A 20,603-nucleotide genomic window follows, 5' to 3' on the forward strand; every position below is an offset into this window, starting at 1 on the left:
AGCCCGGCTGGCCGGCAAGACCGGGAGGCGGAGGACGGCCAGTCAGGCGGCGCGCCGGTGGAGCGCGGGAGGGGGGCTGTCTGCCCCCCGCCGCCTGTCAGGCGGCTCCCCCCGAGGATGTTTCCGGAGCAAAGACGGGGGCGCCATGGGCGGGTGAAGGGGGGCGGACGGGAGGCGGGAATAGGGCGCGCCGGCTGAAGTCACCGGAGCGCCGGCTATTCGGCGGCGAGCGTGCCCTGATCCTCGGCCTGGCGGGTCCAGAGCGCGGCGTAGAGGCCGTTCTCGGAGAGGAGCTCGGCATGGCGGCCGCTCTCGGCGATCTCGCCGGCGTCGAGCACGATGATCCGGTCGGCATCGGCGATGGTGGAGAGCCGGTGGGCGATGGTGATCACCGTGCGGCCCCGGCCCATAGCCTTGAGCTCGCCCTGGATCTCGCGCTCCGTGCCGGTGTCGAGCGCCGAGGTCGCTTCGTCGAGGAGAAGGATCGGCGGGTTCTTCAGAAGCGTCCGCGCGATGCCGACGCGCTGCTTCTCGCCGCCCGAGAGCTTGAGACCCCGCTCGCCCACCTGCGTCTCGTAGCCCTGCGGCAGGCTGGCGATGAAGCGGTGGATGGAGGCAGCGCGCGCGACCGTCTCGATATCCTCCTGGCGCGCGCCCTCGCGGCCATAGGCGATGTTGTAGCGGATGCTGTCGTTGAAGAGCACCGTGTCCTGCGGCACCACGCCGATGGCGGCGTGGAGGCTCTCCTGGGAGACGCTCCTGATGTCCTGCCCGTCGATGGTGATCCGCCCGCCGGTCACGTCGTAGAAGCGGAAGAGCAGCCGGCCGATGGTGCTCTTGCCCGCGCCCGTCGCCCCGACGATGGCCAACGTCTCGCCCGCCGGAACCTCGAAGGAGACGCCCTTCAGGATCTGCCGCCCGTCGCCATAGCCGAAGGAGACGTTCTCGAAGGCGACCCGGCCCTGACGCACGGCGAGGGCGGGGGCGGAGGGCGCATCCTCCACCTCCGGCGGCTGGTCGAGCAGGCCGAACATGTCGGCCATGTCGATCAGCGCCTGCCGGATCTCGCGGTAGACGGTGCCGAGGAAATTGAGCGGCATGGTGATCTGCAGCATGTAGGCGTTGACGGCGACGAAATCGCCGACCGTCATCGTGCCCTGCTGCACGCCGATGGCGGCGAGCACCATGACCGAGATCAGCCCCGAGGTGATAATCAGCGACTGGCCGAAGTTGAGGAAGGCCAGCGACTGGCCCGTCGTCACCGCCGCATCGGCATAGGCGCGCATGGCGCCGTCGTAGCGGGCGGCCTCGCGGCCCTCGGCGCCGAAATACTTCACCGTCTCGAAGTTGAGGAGGGAATCGACGGCCTTCTGGTTCGCGTCGGTATCCTGGTCGTTCATGACCTTGCGGATCTTCACGCGCCATTCCGTCACCTTGAAGGTGAAGGCGGTATAGAGCGCAACCACCACGCCGACGACGACGAGGAACCACGCGTCGAAGAGGACAAAGAGCACGACGGAGATCATCAGGAGCTCGAGGACGAGCGGGCCGATGGAGAAGAGAACGAAGCGCAAGAGGAAGTCGACGCCCTTCACCCCCCGCTCGATGATGCGCGAGAGCCCGCCCGTCTTGCGGGTGATGTGGTAGCGCAGGCTCAGGCGGTGGATATGCTCGAAGGTCTCGAGCGCGAGGAGCCTGAGCGCCCGCTGGCCGACCTTGACGAAGACGACATCCCTGAGTTGCTGGAAGCCCGAGGTCGAGAGCCGCGCGATCCCGTAGGCAATCGTCAGCCCGATGGCGCCCCAGCCGACGAGCAGCCCGGTGGAGGGCGCCTCGCCCGAGAGCGTGTCGACGGCGTATTTGTAGACAAGCGGCGTCGCGACGCTGATCAGCTTGTAGAAGAGGATGAGGGCGAGGGAGGCGACGACGCGGACGCGCACCTCCGTCTCGCCCTTCGGCCAGAGATAAGGCACCGTGCGGCGGATCACCGACCAGCCGTCGACGGGCCGGCCGGAGAGGTTCGCCTCTGTTTTCTGGAGTCGGCCCATCCCGCGCATGGAAGGAAGGTAGGCTCACGGGAGCGAGAGTTCCAGATGGGCGGGCGAGATGGCGGCGGCGGGCGGGGCGGGGCAAAATTCTTCGAGGAAGGATTTTGGGGTGGCGGGGGGCTGCCGGGCGCCCTGAGGGGCCCGGCGCTGGCTGTCTGCCCCCGCGGGCTTCCCGGACCCAAGGGGGCATGACAAGAGCGAGGACCGCCGGCGCGGGCGCCTCAGGGGCTGGCGTTCTCGGGGAGCTCCGGCAGGGAAAAGATCTGGCCCGGATAGATGAGGTCGGGGTCGCGGATCTGGTCGCGGTTGGCCTCGTAGACATGCACGTAGAGGATGCCCTCGCCGTAGCGGTCGCGGGCGATGGCCCAGAGCGTGTTGCCGGGCTGGACGGTGCGCATGGCCACGGTGAAGGACGGGTCCGTCACCTCGTCGGCGAGCGCGGCGGCGAGGCGTGCGCGATCCTCGCGCAGGAACGGCGTCTCGATGCGGGAGAGGACGGCGCCGGTGTCGCCCACCTGATCCACGCGCATGCGGTAGACGCCGGGGTTGAGGCCCCGGAGCGGCAGGGTCCAGCCGCTGTCCGGCAGGATCGGCGCCTGCCCGGCGAGGGCATTGTCGAGATAGACGCGCACCTCGGCGCCGCCGTAGGCGCGGCCGGTGAGAACGACCTCGCCGGCCTCGTCATAGGCGATCGTGTCGAGCGCCACGGAGGCGGGCGTGTCGTGCTCGGCGCCGGGCGGCATGGCGGGCGCGGCGAGGCGGACGCCGGCCGCGTCGGAGACGAGCATCGCCGGGGCGCGCGGCGGCGTCCGGTCGGCGGCGGGCTCGGCGAGGGCCGGCGGGTCGAGGATCGGCGCAGGCTGCGGGGCGGCATCGGCCGGGGCGTCGCGGCCCGGGGCGGCGCCGTCCTGCGGCGGGGCGGCGGCGATGTCGATCGCGCCATCGGCGCCGGGTGCGGTGCCTGCTGAGGGGGCGGTGCTACCGGCCTCGGGCGCGCTGCCGGAGGCCGGCGCCGCGGCATCGGCCTCGGGGGCCGGCGTTGCGGTGCCGGCGGATGCGCCCGCATCGGGGGCCAGGGTGGCGAGTTCGGTCGGGGCGCCCTCGGATGGGGCGGCGCCTTCGGGCGGTGTGGCTTCGGAGGGGTCGGCGGTGGGGTCTTCGCCGGTGCCGGGCGCTGTGTCAGCCCCGGTTTCGCCCTCGGCGGTTTCGACTGCGCCACCGCTGGGGTCCGTTTCACCGTCAGCCGAGGCTCCGGATCTGGTCCCGGGGGCAGCGCCGGTCTCGTCCGCCGGGCCGCTGCCGTCAGCGTCCGTGGAGGGGGTAGCTCCCGAGGCATCGGCGGCAGATGCGCTGCCGGCCTCGCCGTCTGCCCCGCCATCGACTCCGGCATCGATGGCGTCAGCCAGGGCAATGCCGGGAGCCCCGGTGTCGGGAGCGTCGGTGGCGGGTGCGTCACCGGCTGCGCTGCCTGTGGAGGCATCCGGCGCGTCTGCGGCCGGGGCGCCGGAGGCATCACCCGCCGGGCTGGCCGGATCGGCCGCTTCGGCGCCTTCCGCCGGGGCCGTGCCGTTGCCGGGCGCCAACGGTGCGTCAGCCGTGGCCCCTTCTGTCTCGGCGGCACCCGTCTCCGGATCCTCTCCACCCGTGGCGGGGTCTGCCCCGCCGTCGCCCTCGGTCAGGGCGCCCGGGGGGGCGCTGTCCTGCGCGTCCAGCTCGGCGATGACGAGCGGGGTGGCGTCGGCATCGGAGGCGCCTGACGGGTCGGCCGGGTCCCCTGCCCCGCCATCCGCGCCGGCCTGAGGATCGGCGCCGGCTTCGGCGCCGGTCTCGGGCTCCGCCCTGATCCCGACGTCGGCCGCGGCGAGCTCGGTATCGGGCCCGGTGGCGAGGTCAATGGCGACCTCAGCATCGGGCCCGGCGATGGGGGCGACGAGGATCGTGGCGTCGGAGGCGAGCTCCTCCCCCGCCGGGCCGGCGAGCAGCGACAGGGCACGCGGGTCGGTCGAGGGGCTGAGCGAGAGGGCGACGAAGAAGTCTCCCGCAGCGTCGGCGACGGTCTCGGCGATCCGCGCCCCGTCGAGCAGCACCTGCACGGTGGCGCCGGCGGCGGCATGACCGGCGACGAGGCCCGTGCCGTCGGGCTCGATGAGCAGCGTGTCGATGGTCGGCGCGCCGGGTGTGCGAGCCCCCGGCTCTGCGCCCGCCTCTGCGGCCGCCGCGCTCTCGCCCGCCGCGCTCTCGGAGGCCGCGCTCCCGTAGGCGCCATCGCTCTCCGCCGCGGCCGCGGCTTCGGCCGCAGGCGCCCCGTCTCCGGACGCCGCCTCGGCAGGGGCAGATCCGTCAGCCGCCGGCTGACCGGCGGGCACATCGGCAGGGCTGCCGTCGCCGAAGCGCAGGTCACCCAAGCCGACGGTGACCGCGGCGATAATGACACCGGCCCCGAAGAGGCCCGCGAGAACCAGTCTGTTCGTGCCGGGCAAGGCCCGCATCCCCCGTGGCTATTCTCTGCGGTCTCGTGCCGCATGTGCAGTTGAGCGACAATAGCAATGCGGCTATTGGCGGTCAAAACCCTTCGCAGCCCCGCATCTTTTGCCCGAAACGGAGCAGACCATGCCCCAGACCGCCTCGATCTGCGTCTATTGCGGCGCGCGCGACGGCACCCGCCCCGCCTATGCCGAGGCGGCGGAGGCCGTCGGCACGCTGATCGCCCGGCGCGGCTGGCGGCTCGTCTACGGCGCCGGGGACGTCGGGCTGATGGGCCGGACCGCCAGCGCGGCGAAGGCGGCCGGGGGCAATGTCTTCGGGGTCATCCCGCTCCATCTCGTCCGCGCCGAGGTGGGCAAGCGCGATATCGACAGCTTCGTCGTCACCGAGACCATGCACGAGCGCAAGAAGGTCATGGTGATGAACGCCGATGCCATCGTCGTCCTGCCCGGCGGCGCCGGGACGCTCGACGAGTTCTTCGAGGTGCTGACCTGGGCGACGCTGGGCCTGCATGACAAGCCGATCTTCCTCTACGGGCCGGAGGACTATTGGGCGCCGCTGCTCGCCCTCCTCGGCCATATCGCCAACGAGGGCTTCGCCGATCCGGCGCTCGCCACCCGCGTGCCCGCCTTTACCGAGCTCGCCGCGCTGGAGGCGGCGCTGGCCGAGGCGCTCGGCTGAGCGTTTCGCCCCCGAAACCGCCCGCCGCGCCAAGATGGGGCCACAATCGCCTGTCAAACAAGGGGAACGCCCTGTTGCTTGCCGGAGTGCTCCCATGCGGTTGTCCTGCGCCCTTTGCCTTCTCGCCTCCCTGCCCGCCGCGGCCGCGGCCGAGGTGACCAACCATGCCGCCGCCGATACCTACGGCAGCCATGCGGCCGGGTTCGAGGAGGCGGCGCTGCCCGTGCTCGACACGACCGAATGGGAGGAAGGCGGCATCCGCATCAAGCAGGAAGGCGGCACCGGCGAGGGAATCCTGACCGAGATCCCGCTCGAGGGCCGCGAGGGCCTGCGCTCCTGGTATCCGAACGGCGCCGATTTCGGCTATACGGTCATCTCGCTGGCCGACGGCGCCGAGATGACGAGCGTCACGCTGCTCCTCGGCAACGGCAATTTCGAGACGCGGACGGGCATCTACCGGATGGTGCGCGCCGGGGCGACGGTGGCCGAGGGCTCCTTCGAGAACACCGGCCCCTTCACGCGCCTGCGCTTCGACGGCGAGACCTTCGATGCGCTCTGGCTCCGCAACCGGGCGACACCGGAAGATCCGGTGCCCGCCTTCGGCGACGGTACGGCGAACACGCTGGCCCTCGACGATATCGAGATCCGCCAGGTGCCGGCCGAGGGCTGACAGGCAGGCTTCTGCCGAGCCCGGCGCGGCGTCCCGCGCGGCTTTCCCCAAGGGCAGCGATCCGTGCTAGACTGCGGGCGAAGGCGGAATTTTCCCGCCGCCCGACCCTCAAGCCCTTTTCGCCGGAGCCTTTGATGACCCGCCTTTTCCCCGCTGCCCTCCTTGCCCTTCTCGCCGCCCTCGCCGCCCCGCTTGCCGCCCAGGATGCCGAGGGCCTCGCCGACCATCCCGCCATCGGCCGCTATGCCGGCGCGACGCTCGTGGAAGGCGAGATCGAGGAATACGGCATCCAGACGATGTATGTCTCCAACGACCCCGAAACCTACGAGGATTTCGAGGGCGGGGTGACGCGGCTGGTCTATGACCTGCCCGAGGGCGTCTCGATCCTGCAGGTGTTGCGGAGCTACGAAGAGGAGCTGGAGGCCGAGGGCTTCGAGACGCTGGTGAGCTGCCTCGAGCGTGCCTGCACCGGCGGCGTCGGGCGCCTGCGCGCCACCGCCTGGGGCCGGCTCCTCAACCTCGACCACGCCTTCCTGACCGTGGCGCGGGAGGAGGACGGGCGCGAGATCCACGCCCAGGTGATCGTCACCTCGACTTGGGTCAACGTGAACGTCGTCGAAAGCGGCACTTTCGAGAATGCGATGGTCGATGCCGAGGGGCTCTCCAGCACGCTGGCCGCCGAGGGGCGGATGGCCCTCTACGACATCCATTTCGCCACCGGATCGGCGGAGATCACCGAGGATTCGCTGCCCGTCATCGGCGTCATCGCCGAGGCGCTGGCCGGGGCGCCGGAGCTGTCGATCATTGTCGTCGGCCATACCGACAATGTCGGCGGGCTGGAAGACAACCTCGCCCTCAGCCGCAACCGCGCCCAGGCGGTGGTGGACCGGCTGGTGGCCGATTTCGGCGTGGCGGCGGAGCGGGTGACCGGCGCCGGCGTGGGCTACCTCGCGCCCGTCTCGACCAATGCCACCGCCGAGGGCCGCGCGCTCAACCGGCGGGTGGAGATCGTGGTGCGCTGAGGGGGGGGTCCGTCCGGGCGAGCCCTCCGCGCCGGGCGCGCACGGTCGGGGGTCCGCACACCAACCTAAAGGGCGACGGCCCCGTAGGGCGGGTTTCAACCCGCCACCCCGCCAGCCACACCTCCCAACCTCACCGCGCAGGGCGAGCGCCGGCCCGGGGGTTGGCGCTCCTGCCGGTGAGGCGGCGCGCTTTATGGTGCAACCGATCCCCCGCTCACCGTCGCGCCTGACCTCACCAGAGCGCCAGCCCGCGGGACGGGCCGGCGCTCGCCCTGCGCCGTTCCGGCGCGCACCGGGCGGGGGAACCGCACGACCGTCGGGATAGGGTGAAAAGCTCGTCGGGCGGACTTCACCCCCCCCACCCCCTCGCGCCCCCCCCACCCTCGCCGGTCGCCAAACTCCCGGCGGGGCATAGGTCACAACCGCTCCGCATCGCGCAGGGTGGGTTTCCAACCCACCACTCCCCAACGAAAAAGGGCGCCCCATCGGGGCGCCCTTTCCTGCCGAACCGGCGTGCCTCACATGCGCGAGGCGACGTTTTCCCAGTTCACCAGGTTATCGAGGAAGTTCTTCAGATAGGCCGGCCGCTTGTTGCGGAAGTCGATGTAGTAGGAATGCTCCCACACATCGCAGCCGAGCAGCGCCGTCTGGTCGAAGCAGAGCGGGTTCACGCCGTTCTCGGTCTTGGTGACCTTGAGCGCGCCGTCGGTGTCCTTCACCAGCCAGGCCCAGCCGGAGCCGAACTGACCGGCGCCGGCGGCGGCGAATTCGTCCTTGAAGGCATCGACGGAGCCGAAGCTCTCGGTCAGCGCGCTTTCCAGCTCGGAGGGCATGGAAGAGGCGCCCGGGCCCATCATCTGCCAGAACTGGCTGTGGTTCCAGTGCTGCGAGGCGTTGTTGAAGATGCCCGACTGGGCAACCGCGCCGGGCTGGTAGGTGCCCTTGACGATCTCTTCGACCGACTTGCCTTCCCACTCGGTGCCTTCGATCAGCTTGTTGCCGGTCGTGACATAGGCGTTGTGGTGCAGGTCGTGGTGATATTCGAGCGTTTCCTTCGACATGCCGTTCTCGGCGAGGGCGTCATGGGCGTAAGGAAGATCGGGGAGTTCGAAAGCCATGTTGAGGCTCCTTTCGGCAGTCGTGAACGTTGCCCCTAACATGGCCCCGAAGGGCGGAAGGTCAATGCCGCACGGAGCCGCAGCCTGTGTGATCTGACATATCTTCGCGCTGCGAAATCGGCAGCGTCAGAGCCAGGTGACGCGCTCGCGGAAGTCGGCTCTGTCGGGGAAGGCGGCGCTGTGCCGGTCCATCAGGGCGCGGGCCTCGTCGGGCCGGCGGAGCGGCCGGCAAAGGGTGATCATCCGCTCGAGCGCATCGGGGCGCGAGGGGTCGATCTCCGTCGCCTTGGCAAGCGCGGTCCAGGCCGTCTCCAGCGCATCGACGCGGCGGGCGGCCGTGGCCTCGAGGATCAGCGCCTCGGCGGAGGCATCGGCCAGCGCCCGGTTGCCCTCCATCAGCGCCAGGATATCCTGATATTTCTCCAGCCGGCTCAGCATCTTGGCCGACGAGATCAGCCCCTCGCCGGTCACGGCGCCCGGGTCCGCCCCCTCCTCCGCCGCGCCGGGCAGATAGCGGGTGAGGACGTTGGACATGATCCGGTCGACCAGTTCCGGCGCCACATGGCGGTAGTCGTTCCGCGTCCAGGCGACTTCGGGGGCCGAGAGCGTGACGAACTCGTAGGAGGGGAAGTAATCCACGCCCTCCTTGCCGATCAGGAACTCGTCGAGCGCCGCGCGCTGGACGGATTTGGAATAGGCGTTCGCCACCAGCACATCCATGTCACGGAACGTGGCGAGAAGCGGCACGGGACTGACCGTCACCAGCATTTTCAGCGGCTTCGTCCGGTAGCGGGTCAGGAGGGCATGCAGCGCCTCGAGCCCCTCGAGGACGTCGCGGTAGCTCAGCACGCGGAAGTCGAAGCGCTCCGGCTCGGCCTTGATGGCCTGCATGGGCGGCATGACATTGGTGTAGAGCCCGAGCTTCCGGTCATACCAGGTCTCGACATAGCCGAGGGTGAGGATCACCACATCCGCCTCCACCACCGCCTTCATCGCATCGAGATAGCGGTGGCGGAAGGCGAGGATCTCCTCGGGCGAGAAGTCGAGCCGCGCCATGCCGAGCTGCGCGTCGAACCAGGTGCCCTTGGGGCCCGGATAGAGGATCTCCTCGCCGGGGAACTTGTCGCGCTCCAGCGCCCAGGTGATCTCGTTCAGGACGGAGTGGATCGAGTATTTGTTGAAGAAATTCGCGGCGTCATCGAGGCTCTCGCCGATCTGCCCCAGGTCGAACTCCCGCGACAGCACCCGCATCCCCGCCCCGTCGAGCGCCCGCTCGATGTTGCGCGCGAAGCAGGAGCCGATGGCGAAGATCGTCTCGTCGCGGCTGATCTCGAACGTCGGCGAGCAGGAGGGCGAGGCGAGCGGATAGAGCCGCTCTCCATCCTTCTCCGGCGAGGGGAAGCGCCGCAGGGCATTGGTGCGCGCCCGGGCGAGGACGCTGGTGGCTGGGGTGCTCTCGATATTGCTCATGCCGGTCTCTTCGGTGTTTCGATCCCACCTTCCATTCTACAATGTCCAAATTAGGGCAAAATTCTATGGAATGTGAGGGCCCGAAGAGGGGGAATCTCCCCCCGGCAAGGACGAGCAGCATGGCAGAGACAAATCCCTTCACGGTGCCGGACATCTCCGGCTCCATCGCGGCGCATATCACCGAGCTCGAGCGCGCCTATGTGGTGCCGCCGCAAAAGGGCCTGCCCAACCAGTCGGTGCAGCGCTCCGGCGTGCTCACGGCCGACGGCGTGCCGGTGGAGAACGGCGTCACCTGGCGGGGGACGAATGCCGTCACCCTGCCGCCCGCCATGCCGGAGGGCGAGGTGGAGCAGCTCGCCGGGCGCTGGCTCTTCCTCGGGCCGCTCTTCGGGCATTTCGGGCATTTCCTGGTGGAGAGCATCTGCCGGATCTGGGCGGTGGAGGCGCTCAAAGGGCAGATCGACGGGGTGCTCTACGTGCCCAAGTTCCAGAACCGCCCCGAATATGTGGCCGAGACCTACAAGCCCTTCCTCAAGGCGCTCGGCGTCGACCTGCCGCTGCGCAATCTCGAGGATCCGGCGCAGGTGGAACGGCTCTTCGTGCCGCGCCAGGGCTTCGGCATGTTCCAGATGATCGAGGGCGCGCCGGAATTCCGCGACTTCATCCGCGCCCATGCGGGCAAGGAGGTGCCGCCCGAGGGGGACGAGAAGATCTACATCTCCCGCTCCGCCCTGCCCGGCGCCCGCGGCTCGGTGCTCTTCGAGGAGCGGCTGGAGGCCTGGCTGGCGGCGGAGGGTTTCACCGCCTACCATCCCCAGAAGCACAACCATCTCGAACAGATCGCCGCCTATCGCGCGGCGCGGGTCATCCTCGGCGTCGATTGCTCGCCCCTGCACCTTCTGGCGCTGGTCGGAGACGAGGCGCAGAAGGTGGGCGTCATCGCCCGGCGCGACGGCGATCTCGACCAGATCTTCGCCCGCCAGATCAAGGCCTTCCAGGGGTCGGAGGCGACGGCCTTCAACCATTTGAGGCGCAACTGGATCGAGGCGCATGGCAACCGGCCGAGCCGCACGAGCTGGGGTGAGCTGGACTTCCCGGCGCTGAAAGAGGCGCTGATGGCCGCGGGGCTTATCGAGGGCAAGGCCGACTGGGCCGAGCCGACCGAGGCGGAGCTGGAGGCCGAGATCGACCGGATCTCCGAGGCCGCCGGCCACCGCTTCAAGCCCTGGGAAGGCCCGAAGGGGGCGGCACCGGGCGACAGCGACTGAGGCCCCCCCGGAAGCGGAGGTGGGCGGAAACCCTGAGGTTTCCGCCTTCGCCGTCCTAGAAGTGGCCGACCGGCCCCGCCGCCGCCGAATGCTCCAGAAGCTCGCGCAGGTACCCCGCCACCGAGCGGAAGCAGATCACGTCGAAGCTGTCCGGCCCCGAGACCCAGAAGGCCGCCGGCACCTGCCCCAGCCGCGAGCGGCGGAATTCGCCCTCGGGCAACGCGCCCGGCGCCAGATCGGCCGGCGAGAGCTTCGCCAGCACCTCGCGGACGTAAGGCCCGGTGACGCGCAGCCGCACCCGCATGTCCGACACATCGAGCGCCAGGTGATGCACGCCCGTGAGCTTCTCGCCCAGGGCCCGCGCCATGCCCGGCCCGGCGCCCTCGGCGGCGAGGATCAGGATCTCGTCGGGAGACATCCAGGCCAAGGCCCGCTCCGCCCCGCCGGTGATCTGCCGCGTCTCCGGCATCGGCAGGCCGGCGACATGCGCCGCCGCTTCGCCGATTGCTTCATGGTCCCCCCGGAGGAGCACCATGGCGCCCGGCACCTCGAACACGCTCGTCTCAGCCATTGAGCCGCTCCCCTTGCGGGTCATAAAGGACGGTATCGCAGACCCTTGCACGGATCGCCCCGCCCGCGCCGTTGGTCACTTCCACCGTCTCGCCCATCCGCTCCGGCCCCCGGTGGAGGAGCGCCATGGCGATGCCCCGCCCGAAGGTCGGCGAATGGTAAGTGGAGGTGACGCGGCCCTGCGTGTTGCGCTGGCCATTGGCGTTGTCGCCGTCCGCGAGGATATAGGCGCCTTCGGGGAGGGTGGATCCGTCCTCCGCCTCCAGCCCGACCAGCCGCCAGCGGTCGGCGCCGGCCATGTGGCTCCGCTCCTGCGCTCGCTTGCCGATGTAGTCGTCCTTCTTCTTGCTGATCGCCCAGCCGAGGTTCAGATCCTGCGGAATCACAGTCCCGTCCGTCTCCTCGCCGATCATGACGTAGCCCTTCTCGGCGCGGAGCACATGCATCGCCTCGGTGCCATAGGGCGTGACGCCATGGGGGGCGCCCGCCTCCACCAGCGTTTCCCAGAGCTCAAGCCCCCGGGCGGCCGGCACGGCCACCTCATAGGAGAGCTCGCCCGAGAAGGAGATGCGGAAAATCCGCGCCGGGATGCCGGCGAGCTCGCCCTCGGCCCAGCCCATGAAGGGCAGCGCCTCCTTCGACACGTCCATGCCGCCTAAGGTCTCCAGCACCTCGCGGGCCTTCGGGCCGACGACGGCCACCTGCGCCCACGCCTCGGTGACATTGGCGGTGTAGACCTGCCAGTCCCACCATTCGCACTGCAGCCAGTCTTCCATATGGCCGTGGATGCTCTCGGCGCCGCCGGTGGTGGTGTGGCAGAGCCAGGTGTCCTCGCTCAGCCGCGCCGCGACGCCGTCGTCGATGAGGAAGCCGTTCTCGTTGCAGACGAGCCCGTAGCGGCACTTGCCGACCGGGATGGTCGAGGGCTTGCCGGTGTAGATCATGTCGAGGAAGCGCCCGGCGTCCGGACCCTTGACGATGATCTTGCCGAGCGTCGAGGCATCGAGGAGCCCGAGGCTCTGGCGCACGGCTTTCACCTCGCGGGTGACGGCGGCGTGGCGGTCTTCGCCGGGCTGCAGGTAGGCATAGGGCCGGCGCCACTGGCCGACCGGCTCCCAGATGGCGCCATGGGCCGCGTGCCAGCCGTGGATCGGCGTCTGCCGGATCGGCTGGAAGAGCGGGCCGCGCGCCGCGCCGGCGATGGAGCCCATCGAGATCGGCGTATAGGGCGGGCGGAACGTCGTCGTCCCGGTGGCCGGGATCGCGGCGTTCAGCGCGCCGGAGAGCACGGCCAGACCGTTGATGTTGCTCAGCTTGCCCTGATCGGTCGCCATGCCGAGCGTCGTGTAGCGCTTGGCATGCTCGACGCTCTCGTAGCCCTCGCGGGCGGCGAGTTGCACGTCGGAGACCTTCACGTCGTTCTGGTAGTCGAGGAACATCTTGCGCTTGAGCGCCGGGCCGGCGCCCTCGGGCATGATCCAGACCGGGGCGAGCGGCTGCTCCTCCGGCTCGCGCGCCTCCAGCGGCAGGCCGGCATCGGCGAGCGCCGCGCCCGTACCCAGATGGCCATTGGCGGCGCCGACGACGCTGGCGATGGGCTGGCCCTTGTCGCCGAGGGGCGGGCGGGCGGCGTCGGGGCGGAACATCGCCCCGGCCTCGTCCCATGTGAGCTTTCCGCCGGAATGGGACCAGAGATGCACGGCGGGCGACCAGCCGCCCGACATGGCGACGGCCTCGCAGGCGATGCGCTCCAGCGCCCCGCCCTCGCCGCGTTGCAACCCGATCTCGACGCCGGTGACCCGCTTGCCGCCCTCGACCTTGACGATGGCGCGGCCGGGCTCGACGCGGATGCCGGCATCGCGCGCCGCCTTCGGCAGGGCACCGGTGACCTCGGGGCGGGCGTCGACGATGACGGGGACGGAGAGCCCGGCGGTGTGCAGCGCCAGCGCCGTCCGGTAGGCATCGTCGTTGTTGGTGACGACGACGGTGCGGTCGCCCGGCGAGATCGCCCAGTTCACCAGATAGTCGCGCATGGCGGAGGCCAGCATCACCCCCGGCACGTCGTTGCCGGCGAAGGAGAGCGGCCGTTCCAGCGCGCCGGTTGCCAGCCGCGTCTCGGCGGCGCGGATGCGCCAGAGCCGGTGGCGGGGGCCGGGGGTGCCGGGCGCATGATCGGTCAGCCGCTCATAGGCGAGGAGGTAGCCGTGGTCGTAGAGCCCGGCGCCCATGCAGCGCAGGCGCATCCGCACATTGGGCGCGTTTCCAAGCTCTTCGATGGCATTCTTCACCCAGGTTTCGGCGGGCATCCCGTCGATCTCCGGTGCGTCCACCACGGCGCGGCCGCCCCAATGGGCGCTCTGCTCCATGAGCAGCACCTGCCGCCCCTCGCGCGCGGCGGCGAGCGCCGTGGCCAGCCCGGAGACGCCGCCGCCAATCACCACGAGATCGGCATGGGCGTGGAAATGCTCGTAGGTGGAGCCGTCGGGCTCCTTCGGCGGCCGCCCGAGCCCGGCGGAGGCGCGGATGAAGGGCTCGTAGACATGCTTCCAGAAGGCGCGCGGCCAGAGGAAGGTCTTGTAGTAGAAGCCCGCCGGCAGGAAGCGCGTGAGCAGGGAGTTCACCGCGCCGACGTCGGCCTCGAGGCTCGGCCAGCGGTTCTGGCTGATTGCGGTGAGGCCGTCGTGCAGCTCGGTTACCGTCGCGCGCTGGTTGGGCTCGAAGAAGGCCCCCTCGCCCAGGCCGACGAGCGCATTCGGCTCCTCGGCGCCGGAGGCCACGAGCCCGCGCGGGCGGTGATACTTGAACGAGCGGCCGAGCAGCATCTGCCCCTCGGCGAGCAGCGCCGAGGCGAGCGTGTCGCCGGCGAGGCCATGGAGGCGCTTGCCGTCGAAGGTGAAGTCCAGCGGCTGGCTCCGGTCGAGGAGCCGGCCGCCCTCGGGCAGGCGGGTGCTCATGAAAAGTCCCTCCAGCGCCAGCCGGGGTGGCGGGCGGTGATGGCATCGCGGATGTGCTGGGGCGGCTCGGTGGTCTGCGCCGGATAGGTGCCGTAGACCTCGAGCGTCGCGGTGTCGCGCGCGGCGAGGAACCACTTGCCGCAGCCGGCCGCATGGCGCCAGCGCTCGAAATGGGGGCCGCGCGGGTTCTCGCGCTCGAAGAGATAGGCCTCGAAGGCCTCGTCGCTCGCGCCGGGGCCGGCGCGTTTCACATGCGCCTCGCCGCCGGGGGCGAGCTCGGTTTCATCGGCGGCGATGCCGCAGCAGGGACAGGTGAGAGTCAGCATGCGCGGCCCCCTTGGATGGAGGCCGCGCGGCAGGTCCTCGCGTGAGGACCCAAGGGCAAGCCGTTGAACTTACTCGGTAACGGGCTCGTCAGCCGGCACGCCGGCATCCGTGTCATCGGCCGGCGGGGCATCTTCGAGCGCATCGCCGTCTTCGGTGACAGGCTCTTCGATGGTGGCGCCATCGGCGGAACCGGCGCTCGCGTCGACGTCGATATCGACATCACCGGCGGGCGCGGTCGCGGCGGCCGGGTCGCTCTCGAGCCCCTCCTCGATGGGCCCGCGATCGGGGATCGCCCAGGCGAGCAGCGCCACGATGACGACGATGGCGGCAACGGCCGCGGCGATGAGCCCGGCTGAGCCGCCGCGCCGGCTGGGCTCGACAACGACATTGGTGGATTCGTCACGCATCCCGGTACGGGTCTGCGGGTCGCGGTTGGGGTCGGACATTCTGGCCTCCGTGGGTCATTTGTCCGGCAAACGCAGCGACTTGCGTCCGGGTTCCACTCGCCCGCGGCAAGGATCCGCCGATGTGCCATCAATGCGCCACCCCGGCCGCGACGCTCTCGTCGATGAAGCGCCCCTCACGGAAGCGGTTCAGCCCGAAATCGGCAGCCAGAGGCGAGGCGCCCTTGGCCATCAGCTCCGCCATGGCCCAGCCGGAGCCGGGGATCGCCTTGAAGCCGCCCGTTCCCCAGCCGCAATTGACGAAGATGCCCTCCACCGGGGTCTTCGAGAGGATCGGCGAGCGGTCGCCCGTCATGTCGACGATGCCGCCCCACTGGCGCAGCATCTTGAGGCGCGAGATCATCGGGAAGGTCTCGATCAGCGCGCGCACCGTCTCTTCGATATGGTGGAAGCTGCCGCGCTGCGTGTAGTTGTTGAAGCCGTCGGTGCCGCCGCCGATCACCATCTCGCCCTTGTCGGACTGGCTCATGTAGCCGTGCACCGTGTTGGCCATGACCACCACGTCCATGCAGGGTTTCACCGGCTCCGAGACGAGCGCCTGCAGCGCCAGGCTCTCGATCGGCAGGCGGAAGCCGGCCTTCTGCGCCAGCACCCCCGAATGCCCGGCGACGACCAGCCCCAGCTTGTCGCAGCCGATGTCGCCGCGGGTGGTCTGCACGCCGGTGACGCGGCCGGCTTCGGAGGTGACGCCGGTCACCTCGCAATTCTGGATGATGTCCATCCCCATCGCCGAACAGGCGCGGGCATAGCCCCAGGCGACGGCATCGTGCCGCGCCGTGCCGCCCCGCGCCTGCCAGAGCGCGCCGAGCACCGGGTAGCGGGGCCCTTTCAGCTCGATGATCGGCACCAGCTCCTTCACCCGCTCGGGGCTGATGAACTCCGTCTGCACCCCCTGGATCGAGTTGGCATGGGCGGTGCGCCTGTAGCCGCGCACCTCGTGCTCGGTCTGCGCCAGCATCATGACGCCCCGGGGCGAGAACATGACGTTGTAGTTGAGATCCTGGCTCAGCGTCTCGTAGAGGCTCCGCGATTTTTCGTAGATCGCGGCGGAGGAATCCTGCAGGTAGTTCGACCGGATGATGGTCGTGTTCCGCCCGGTGTTGCCGCCGCCGAGCCAGCCCTTCTCGAGCACCGCCACGTTGCGGATGCCGAAATTCTTGCCGAGGTAATAGGCGGTGGCGAGCCCATGGCCGCCGGCGCCGACGATGATGACATCGTAGCGCGGCTTGGGGCTGGCCTTCGCCCAGGCCCGCTGCCAGCCGAGGTGATCTCTGAGCGCCTCCCGTGCGAGGGCGAAGGCGGAATATCGGCGCGTGGACATGCGAATCCCCGAAATGCTGGTGCTGTCTTCCTGCCGCGCTGCGGCGCTGTCCATCCTATCCGGAGCGGCGCATCTTTGCACGAATGCGACAGGGGGTCCCGGGGGCCTTTCGGCGCCCCTCCGCCGGCGCTAGAGAGGCAGCGATGTTCTGGGCTCTTGCACTCCTTATGGCGATCGGCGTCGGGCTGATCCTCTGCCTGCCGCTCCTGCGGCCCGGCACCGCCGTCGGTGACGATGACGCGGGCGGCGGCGGATCCGACCGGGCGCTCTACCGCGCGCAGCTCGCCGAGGTGGAGCGCGACCGCGCCCGCGGCCTTCTCGCCGAGGCGGAGGCGGAGCGCGTGCGCGCCGAGGTCGCCCGGCGGCTCCTTTCGGCGGAGGGCGAGGCGCGCGGCCGCGCCGCGCCGCGGCCGGCGGCGCTGGCCGGGGCGGCGCTGGTGGTGCTCGCCCTCGCCGGCGGCGGCGCCGGGCTCTACCTCGCGCTCGGGGCACCGGGCTATCCCGACCTGCCGCAGGGCATGCGCATCGACATGGCCGCCGAGGCGCGCGAGGGGCGGATCAGGCAGCCCCAGGCCGAGGCGCTGGCGGCAGAGGCCATGCCGGCCCCGCCCGAGGCGCCGGAGGAGTATCTGGCGATGATCGAGCAGCTCCGCGCCGCCGTGCCGACCCGGCCGGAGGATCCGCGCGGCTGGGAGCTTCTCGCCGAGCATGAATTCGCGCTCGGCAACTACGCCGCCGCCGCACGGGCGCAGGAGCAGCTCATCGTGCTGCGGGGCGAGAATGTCACCCCGGCCGACCGCGAGGGGCTCCTTGACCGGCTGGTGGCGGCGGCAGGCGGCTTCGTCTCGCCGGAGGCCGAGGCGCTGGCCCGGCAGCTCCTCGATGCCGATCCCGGCAATGCCGCGGGGCGCTATTACATGGGCCTCCTGCAAGCGCAGTTCGACCGGCCGGACCTCGCCTTCACGCTCTGGCGCCCGCTCGCCGAGGAGGGCACGGGCCCCTATGCCGAGCTGGCGCGCCTGCAGATCGGCGATGTCGCCTCCCGCATGGGCCTGCGCTACACCGCCCCCGAAGGCCGCGGCCCGAGCGCGGAGGACGTCGCCGCTGCGGAGGACATGACGCCCGAGGAGCGCGCGCAGATGGTCGAAGGCATGGTCTCCGGCCTCCTCACCCGGCTGGCGGAGGAGGGCGGCCCGGCGGAGGACTGGGCGCAGGCGATCCGCGCGCTCGGCGTACTCGGCCGGACGGAGCCGGCGGCGGAGATCTATGCCGAGGCGCAGGAGGCCTTCGCCGGCAATGCCCCGGCGCTGGCGCTGATCGACGAGGCCGCGGCGGGGCTCGGCCTCGTACCCGTGGCCCCGGGGGCCGGACCGGCCGAGCTCGGCACCCCGGACGAGGGGAGCGCCCCGTGATCTGCGAGAGCGCCGAGGCCTTCGCCGCCGCCCTGCCCCGCACCGGCGCGCTGATCGGCGGCGATCTCGGCACGGTGACGCTGGGCGTCGCGGTGTCGGACGGGCTGCGAGCCGTCGCCTCGCCGATCGAGACGATCAAGCGGAAGAAGTTCACGCTCGACGCGGCGCGCTTCCTCGAGATCGCCGCGGGCCGCGCCTGCGTCGGCATCGTCCTCGGCCTGCCGATCAACATGGACGGCTCCGAGGGCCCCCGCGCCCAGTCGACCCGCGCCTTCGGGCGCAACCTCTCCCGCCTGACCGAACTGCCGATCGCCTTCTGGGACGAGCGCTTGTCCACCATGGCGGCCGAGCGGGCGCTCCTGGAGGCCGATACCTCCCGGCGGCGCCGGGCGGAGGTGATCGACCATGTGGCGGCGGGCTACATCCTGCAGGGGCTGCTCGACCGGCTCCGGCATCTGGAGGGCGGGCGATGAGCGACGAGGTCTGGCGCCGCGCCGAGGTGGAGAGCCCCTGCGTGAAGGTCTGCGTGATCCATCCGCGCGCGCGGATCTGCACCGGCTGCTACCGGACGGTCGACGAGATCGCCGCCTGGTCGCGCCTCTCGGCGGAAGAGCGGGCGGCGGTGATGGCCGACCTGCCCTCCCGCGCCGGCCTCCTCCGCCAGCGCCGCGGCGGGCGCGCGGGGCGGAAGCAGGAGTAGGGTGGGTTTGTAGCTCACCTTCCGGTTTTCATACGGGTACAGCCGTGACGCGCGGGGCGGGGAGCAACTCGACGGGCCCGACATGGTAGGGTGGGTTTGCAACCCACCATCCCGCTCACAACCGGGCGCAACGGTGCCGCGCGGGGCGAGCGCCGGCCCGGGGTTGGCGCTCCAGCGTCTGAGCGGAGCAATTTATGGTGCAACCGATCTCGCGTTCACCGTCGCGCCTGCCCTCACCAGAGCGCCAGCCCGCGGGACGGGCCGGCGCTCGCCCTGCGCCGTGCCGGCGCGTACCGGGCGGGGGCGTCGTTCAACGGTCGGGACATGCGTAGGGTGGGTTTGTAACCCACCGCCCGCTCACAACCGGGCGCGACGATGCAGCGCGGGGTGAGCGCCGGCCCGGGGGTTGGTGCTCCCACCTGCTCCGCATGGCGCTTTATGGTGCAGCCAATCCCCCGCCCACCGTCGCGCCCGGCCTCACGAGAGCGCCAGCCCGCGGGACGGGCCGGCGCTCGCCCTGCGCCTTCGGCGCGCACCGGGCGGTGCACCGCACGAGCGTGGCGCGGGAGGTGGGTTGAAAACCCACCCTACGCGAGGCGCCCCACGGAGGGGTCGCCCCCTGCCCTCACACCCCCGCGTAGATCTCCGCCAGCCGGTCGGCCGCCGCCTCGGCGGACATCTCCTCGCTCTCGCCCGTCTTGCGGGAGGTGAGCTCGACGACGCCCTTCTCCAGCCCGCGCGGCCCCACCGTCACCCGCCAGGGCAGGCCGATGAGGTCCATCGTCGCGAACTTGCCGCCCGCCCGCTCGTCGCGGTCGTCGTAGAGCGGGTCGAGCCCTTTGGCCTTCAGAGCCGCATAGAGCGCCTCGCAGGCGGCATCCGTCGCCGCATCGCCCTGGCGCAGGTTCACGATCCCGGCGTGGAAGGGCGTCACGCCCTCCGGCCAGATGATGCCCTTGTCGTCATGGCTCGCCTCGATGATCGCGCCGAGAAGGCGCGAGACGCCGATGCCGTGGCTCCCCATGTGCAGCGGCACCTTCTGCCCTTCGGCATCGGTCACCACCGCCCCGAGCTTCTCGGAATACTCCGTGCCGAAATAGAAGATCTGCCCGACCTCGATGCCGCGCGCCACGCGGCGGCGCTCTTCGGGGATCTCGGCGAAGATCGCCTCGTCATGCGTCTCGTCGGTGCGGGCGTAGCGCGAGGTGAACTCGTCCAGCACCGCCTGGCAGGCCTCCTTCGAATCGAAATCGACCTCGCGGTCGCCGAAGGTCAGGTCGGTGATCTCGCTGTCGTAGAAGACCTCGCTCTCGCCCGTCTCGGCCAGCACGAGGAATTCATGCGTGTAATCGCCGCCGATGGGGCCGGAATCCGCCCGCATCGGGATCGCCTGCAGCCCCATGCGCTCGTAGGTGCGCAGATAGGTCACGAGGTGACGGTTGTAGGCGTGCAGCGCGTCTTCCTTCGTCAGGTCGAAATTGTAACCGTCCTTCATCAGGAACTCGCGGCCCCGCATCACGCCGAAGCGCGGGCGCACCTCGTCGCGGAACTTCCACTGGATCTGGTAGAGCGTCAGCGGCAGCGCCTTGTAGGACGACACATAGGCGGCGACGATGTCGGTGATCATCTCCTCGTTCGTCGGCCCGAAGAGCATCTCGCGGTCATGCCGGTCGGTGATGCGCAGCATCTCCGGCCCGTAGGCGTCGTAGCGCCCCGAACGCTGCCAGAGCTCCGCCGATTGCATCGTCGGCATCAGGAGCGGCAGATGCCCGGCGCGCTGCTGCTCTTCATGGACGATCGTCTCGATGCGCTTCAGCACCTTGTAGCCGAGCGGCAGCCAGGAATAGATCCCCGCGGCCTGCTGGCGGATCATCCCGGCGCGCAGCATCAGGCGATGCGAGACGATCTGCGCCTCGGCCGGCGTCTCCTTGAGCACGGGCAGGAAATAACGGCTGAGACGCATCGGGGGATCCCTCCTGGGGCAAGCAAATGGCCAAGGCGGTGTAGCGGGGCTTGCCCGGGAAGGGCAAGCCTCCCTGGGCCTCCCCGGGCGGACGGCGCGCGCCCTGTGGCGGCGGCCCGGCCCGGCGGTCG

Annotated in this window: 17 protein-coding genes; 7 read left to right on the forward strand and 10 right to left on the reverse strand. The window is 70.7% G+C overall.

Translation table 11 applies throughout. The features are described from left to right. Positions 1-215: 215 nt before the first annotated feature. The gene (locus tag ACAZ03_RS10725; RefSeq protein ID WP_373357070.1) at positions 216-2,048 is read right to left on the reverse strand and encodes an ABC transporter ATP-binding protein/permease; all 1,833 of its coding nucleotides are present in this window, start codon (positions 2,046-2,048) and stop codon (positions 216-218) included. Between the two features lie 221 nt (positions 2,049-2,269). Then, positions 2,270-4,537, reverse strand: a complete 2,268-nt coding sequence (locus ACAZ03_RS10730; protein WP_373353450.1) for a LysM peptidoglycan-binding domain-containing protein — start codon at positions 4,535-4,537, stop codon at positions 2,270-2,272. 121 nt (positions 4,538-4,658) lie between these two features. On the opposite strand from ACAZ03_RS10730, the gene ACAZ03_RS10735 reads away from it, so the two are divergent. The 3 genes from ACAZ03_RS10735 to ACAZ03_RS10745 all read left to right on the forward strand — a co-directional run bounded on the left by ACAZ03_RS10735 (position 4,659) and on the right by ACAZ03_RS10745 (position 6,905). Beyond that, positions 4,659-5,213 (forward strand): TIGR00730 family Rossman fold protein, encoded by a 555-nt coding sequence (locus tag ACAZ03_RS10735; protein WP_373353452.1) that lies wholly within the window; start codon positions 4,659-4,661, stop codon positions 5,211-5,213. A gap of 94 nt (positions 5,214-5,307) precedes the next feature. Beyond that, positions 5,308-5,883, forward strand: a complete 576-nt coding sequence (locus tag ACAZ03_RS10740; protein ID WP_373353454.1) for a hypothetical protein — start codon at positions 5,308-5,310, stop codon at positions 5,881-5,883. 134 nt (positions 5,884-6,017) lie between these two features. Continuing rightward, entirely contained in the window at positions 6,018-6,905 is an 888-nt protein-coding gene (locus ACAZ03_RS10745; protein ID WP_373353456.1) for an OmpA family protein, read from the forward strand. A 518-nt stretch (positions 6,906-7,423) separates the two neighbouring features. Here the strand turns inward: ACAZ03_RS10745 and ACAZ03_RS10750 are convergent. Together ACAZ03_RS10750 and ACAZ03_RS10755 are read right to left on the reverse strand one after the other, a co-directional pair. Beyond that, on the reverse strand, positions 7,424-8,023 hold the full coding sequence (locus ACAZ03_RS10750) for a superoxide dismutase (RefSeq protein WP_373353458.1): 600 nt from the start codon (positions 8,021-8,023) through the stop codon (positions 7,424-7,426). 126 nt (positions 8,024-8,149) lie between these two features. Continuing rightward, positions 8,150-9,493, reverse strand: coding sequence for a GSCFA domain-containing protein (locus ACAZ03_RS10755; protein ID WP_373353460.1), 1,344 nt, complete (start codon positions 9,491-9,493; stop codon positions 8,150-8,152). A 119-nt stretch (positions 9,494-9,612) separates the two neighbouring features. Here ACAZ03_RS10755 and ACAZ03_RS10760 point away from each other — a divergent pair, with 119 nt between their 5' ends. Then, positions 9,613-10,761, forward strand: a complete 1,149-nt coding sequence (locus tag ACAZ03_RS10760; protein WP_373353462.1) for a DUF563 domain-containing protein — start codon at positions 9,613-9,615, stop codon at positions 10,759-10,761. A 55-nt stretch (positions 10,762-10,816) separates the two neighbouring features. Here ACAZ03_RS10760 and ACAZ03_RS10765 read toward each other — a convergent pair whose 3' ends face one another. The 5 genes from ACAZ03_RS10765 to ACAZ03_RS10785 all read right to left on the reverse strand — a co-directional run bounded on the left by ACAZ03_RS10765 (position 10,817) and on the right by ACAZ03_RS10785 (position 16,397). Further along, a complete protein-coding gene (locus tag ACAZ03_RS10765) occupies positions 10,817-11,332 on the reverse strand; it encodes a sarcosine oxidase subunit gamma (protein ID WP_373353463.1) in 516 nt (171 codons plus the stop codon). After that, positions 11,325-14,285: a sarcosine oxidase subunit alpha family protein gene (locus ACAZ03_RS10770; protein ID WP_373353465.1), complete on the reverse strand. Its 2,961-nt coding sequence runs from the start codon at positions 14,283-14,285 to the stop codon at positions 11,325-11,327. Before ACAZ03_RS10770 ends, ACAZ03_RS10765 begins: the two co-directional genes overlap by 8 nt. Then, positions 14,282-14,611 (reverse strand): sarcosine oxidase subunit delta, encoded by a 330-nt coding sequence (locus tag ACAZ03_RS10775; RefSeq protein ID WP_373353467.1) that lies wholly within the window; start codon positions 14,609-14,611, stop codon positions 14,282-14,284. Before ACAZ03_RS10775 ends, ACAZ03_RS10770 begins: the two co-directional genes overlap by 4 nt. Before the next feature lie 69 nt (positions 14,612-14,680). After that, positions 14,681-15,058 carry a hypothetical protein gene (locus tag ACAZ03_RS10780; protein ID WP_373353469.1) on the reverse strand — a complete coding sequence of 126 codons (378 nt, stop codon included), beginning with the start codon at positions 15,056-15,058 and terminating at the stop codon, positions 14,681-14,683. Between the two features lie 88 nt (positions 15,059-15,146). Then, complete coding sequence (locus ACAZ03_RS10785) at positions 15,147-16,397, reverse strand: sarcosine oxidase subunit beta family protein (RefSeq protein ID WP_373353471.1); 1,251 nt, start codon at positions 16,395-16,397, stop codon at positions 15,147-15,149. A gap of 143 nt (positions 16,398-16,540) precedes the next feature. Here ACAZ03_RS10785 and ccmI point away from each other — a divergent pair, with 143 nt between their 5' ends. From ccmI to ACAZ03_RS10800, 3 genes are read left to right on the forward strand one after another with little or no spacing between them, the layout of a single operon-like run. Beyond that, positions 16,541-17,809, forward strand: a complete 1,269-nt coding sequence (gene ccmI, locus ACAZ03_RS10790) for a c-type cytochrome biogenesis protein CcmI (protein ID WP_373353473.1) — start codon at positions 16,541-16,543, stop codon at positions 17,807-17,809. Further along, positions 17,806-18,282, forward strand: coding sequence for a Holliday junction resolvase RuvX (gene ruvX, locus ACAZ03_RS10795; protein WP_373353475.1), 477 nt, complete (start codon positions 17,806-17,808; stop codon positions 18,280-18,282). Before ccmI ends, ruvX begins: the two co-directional genes overlap by 4 nt. Further along, complete coding sequence (locus tag ACAZ03_RS10800; protein ID WP_373353477.1) at positions 18,279-18,509, forward strand: DUF1289 domain-containing protein; 231 nt, start codon at positions 18,279-18,281, stop codon at positions 18,507-18,509. Before ruvX ends, ACAZ03_RS10800 begins: the two co-directional genes overlap by 4 nt. Before the next feature lie 625 nt (positions 18,510-19,134). Here ACAZ03_RS10800 and proS read toward each other — a convergent pair. After that, the gene (proS, locus tag ACAZ03_RS10805) at positions 19,135-20,472 is read right to left on the reverse strand and encodes a proline--tRNA ligase (protein ID WP_373353479.1); all 1,338 of its coding nucleotides are present in this window, start codon (positions 20,470-20,472) and stop codon (positions 19,135-19,137) included. Positions 20,473-20,603 lie beyond the last annotated feature (131 nt).

This window comes from Pseudoroseicyclus sp. CXY001 (assembly GCF_041714655.1).
In the GTDB taxonomy this organism is placed as follows: Bacteria; Pseudomonadota; Alphaproteobacteria; order Rhodobacterales; family Rhodobacteraceae; genus Pseudoroseicyclus_A.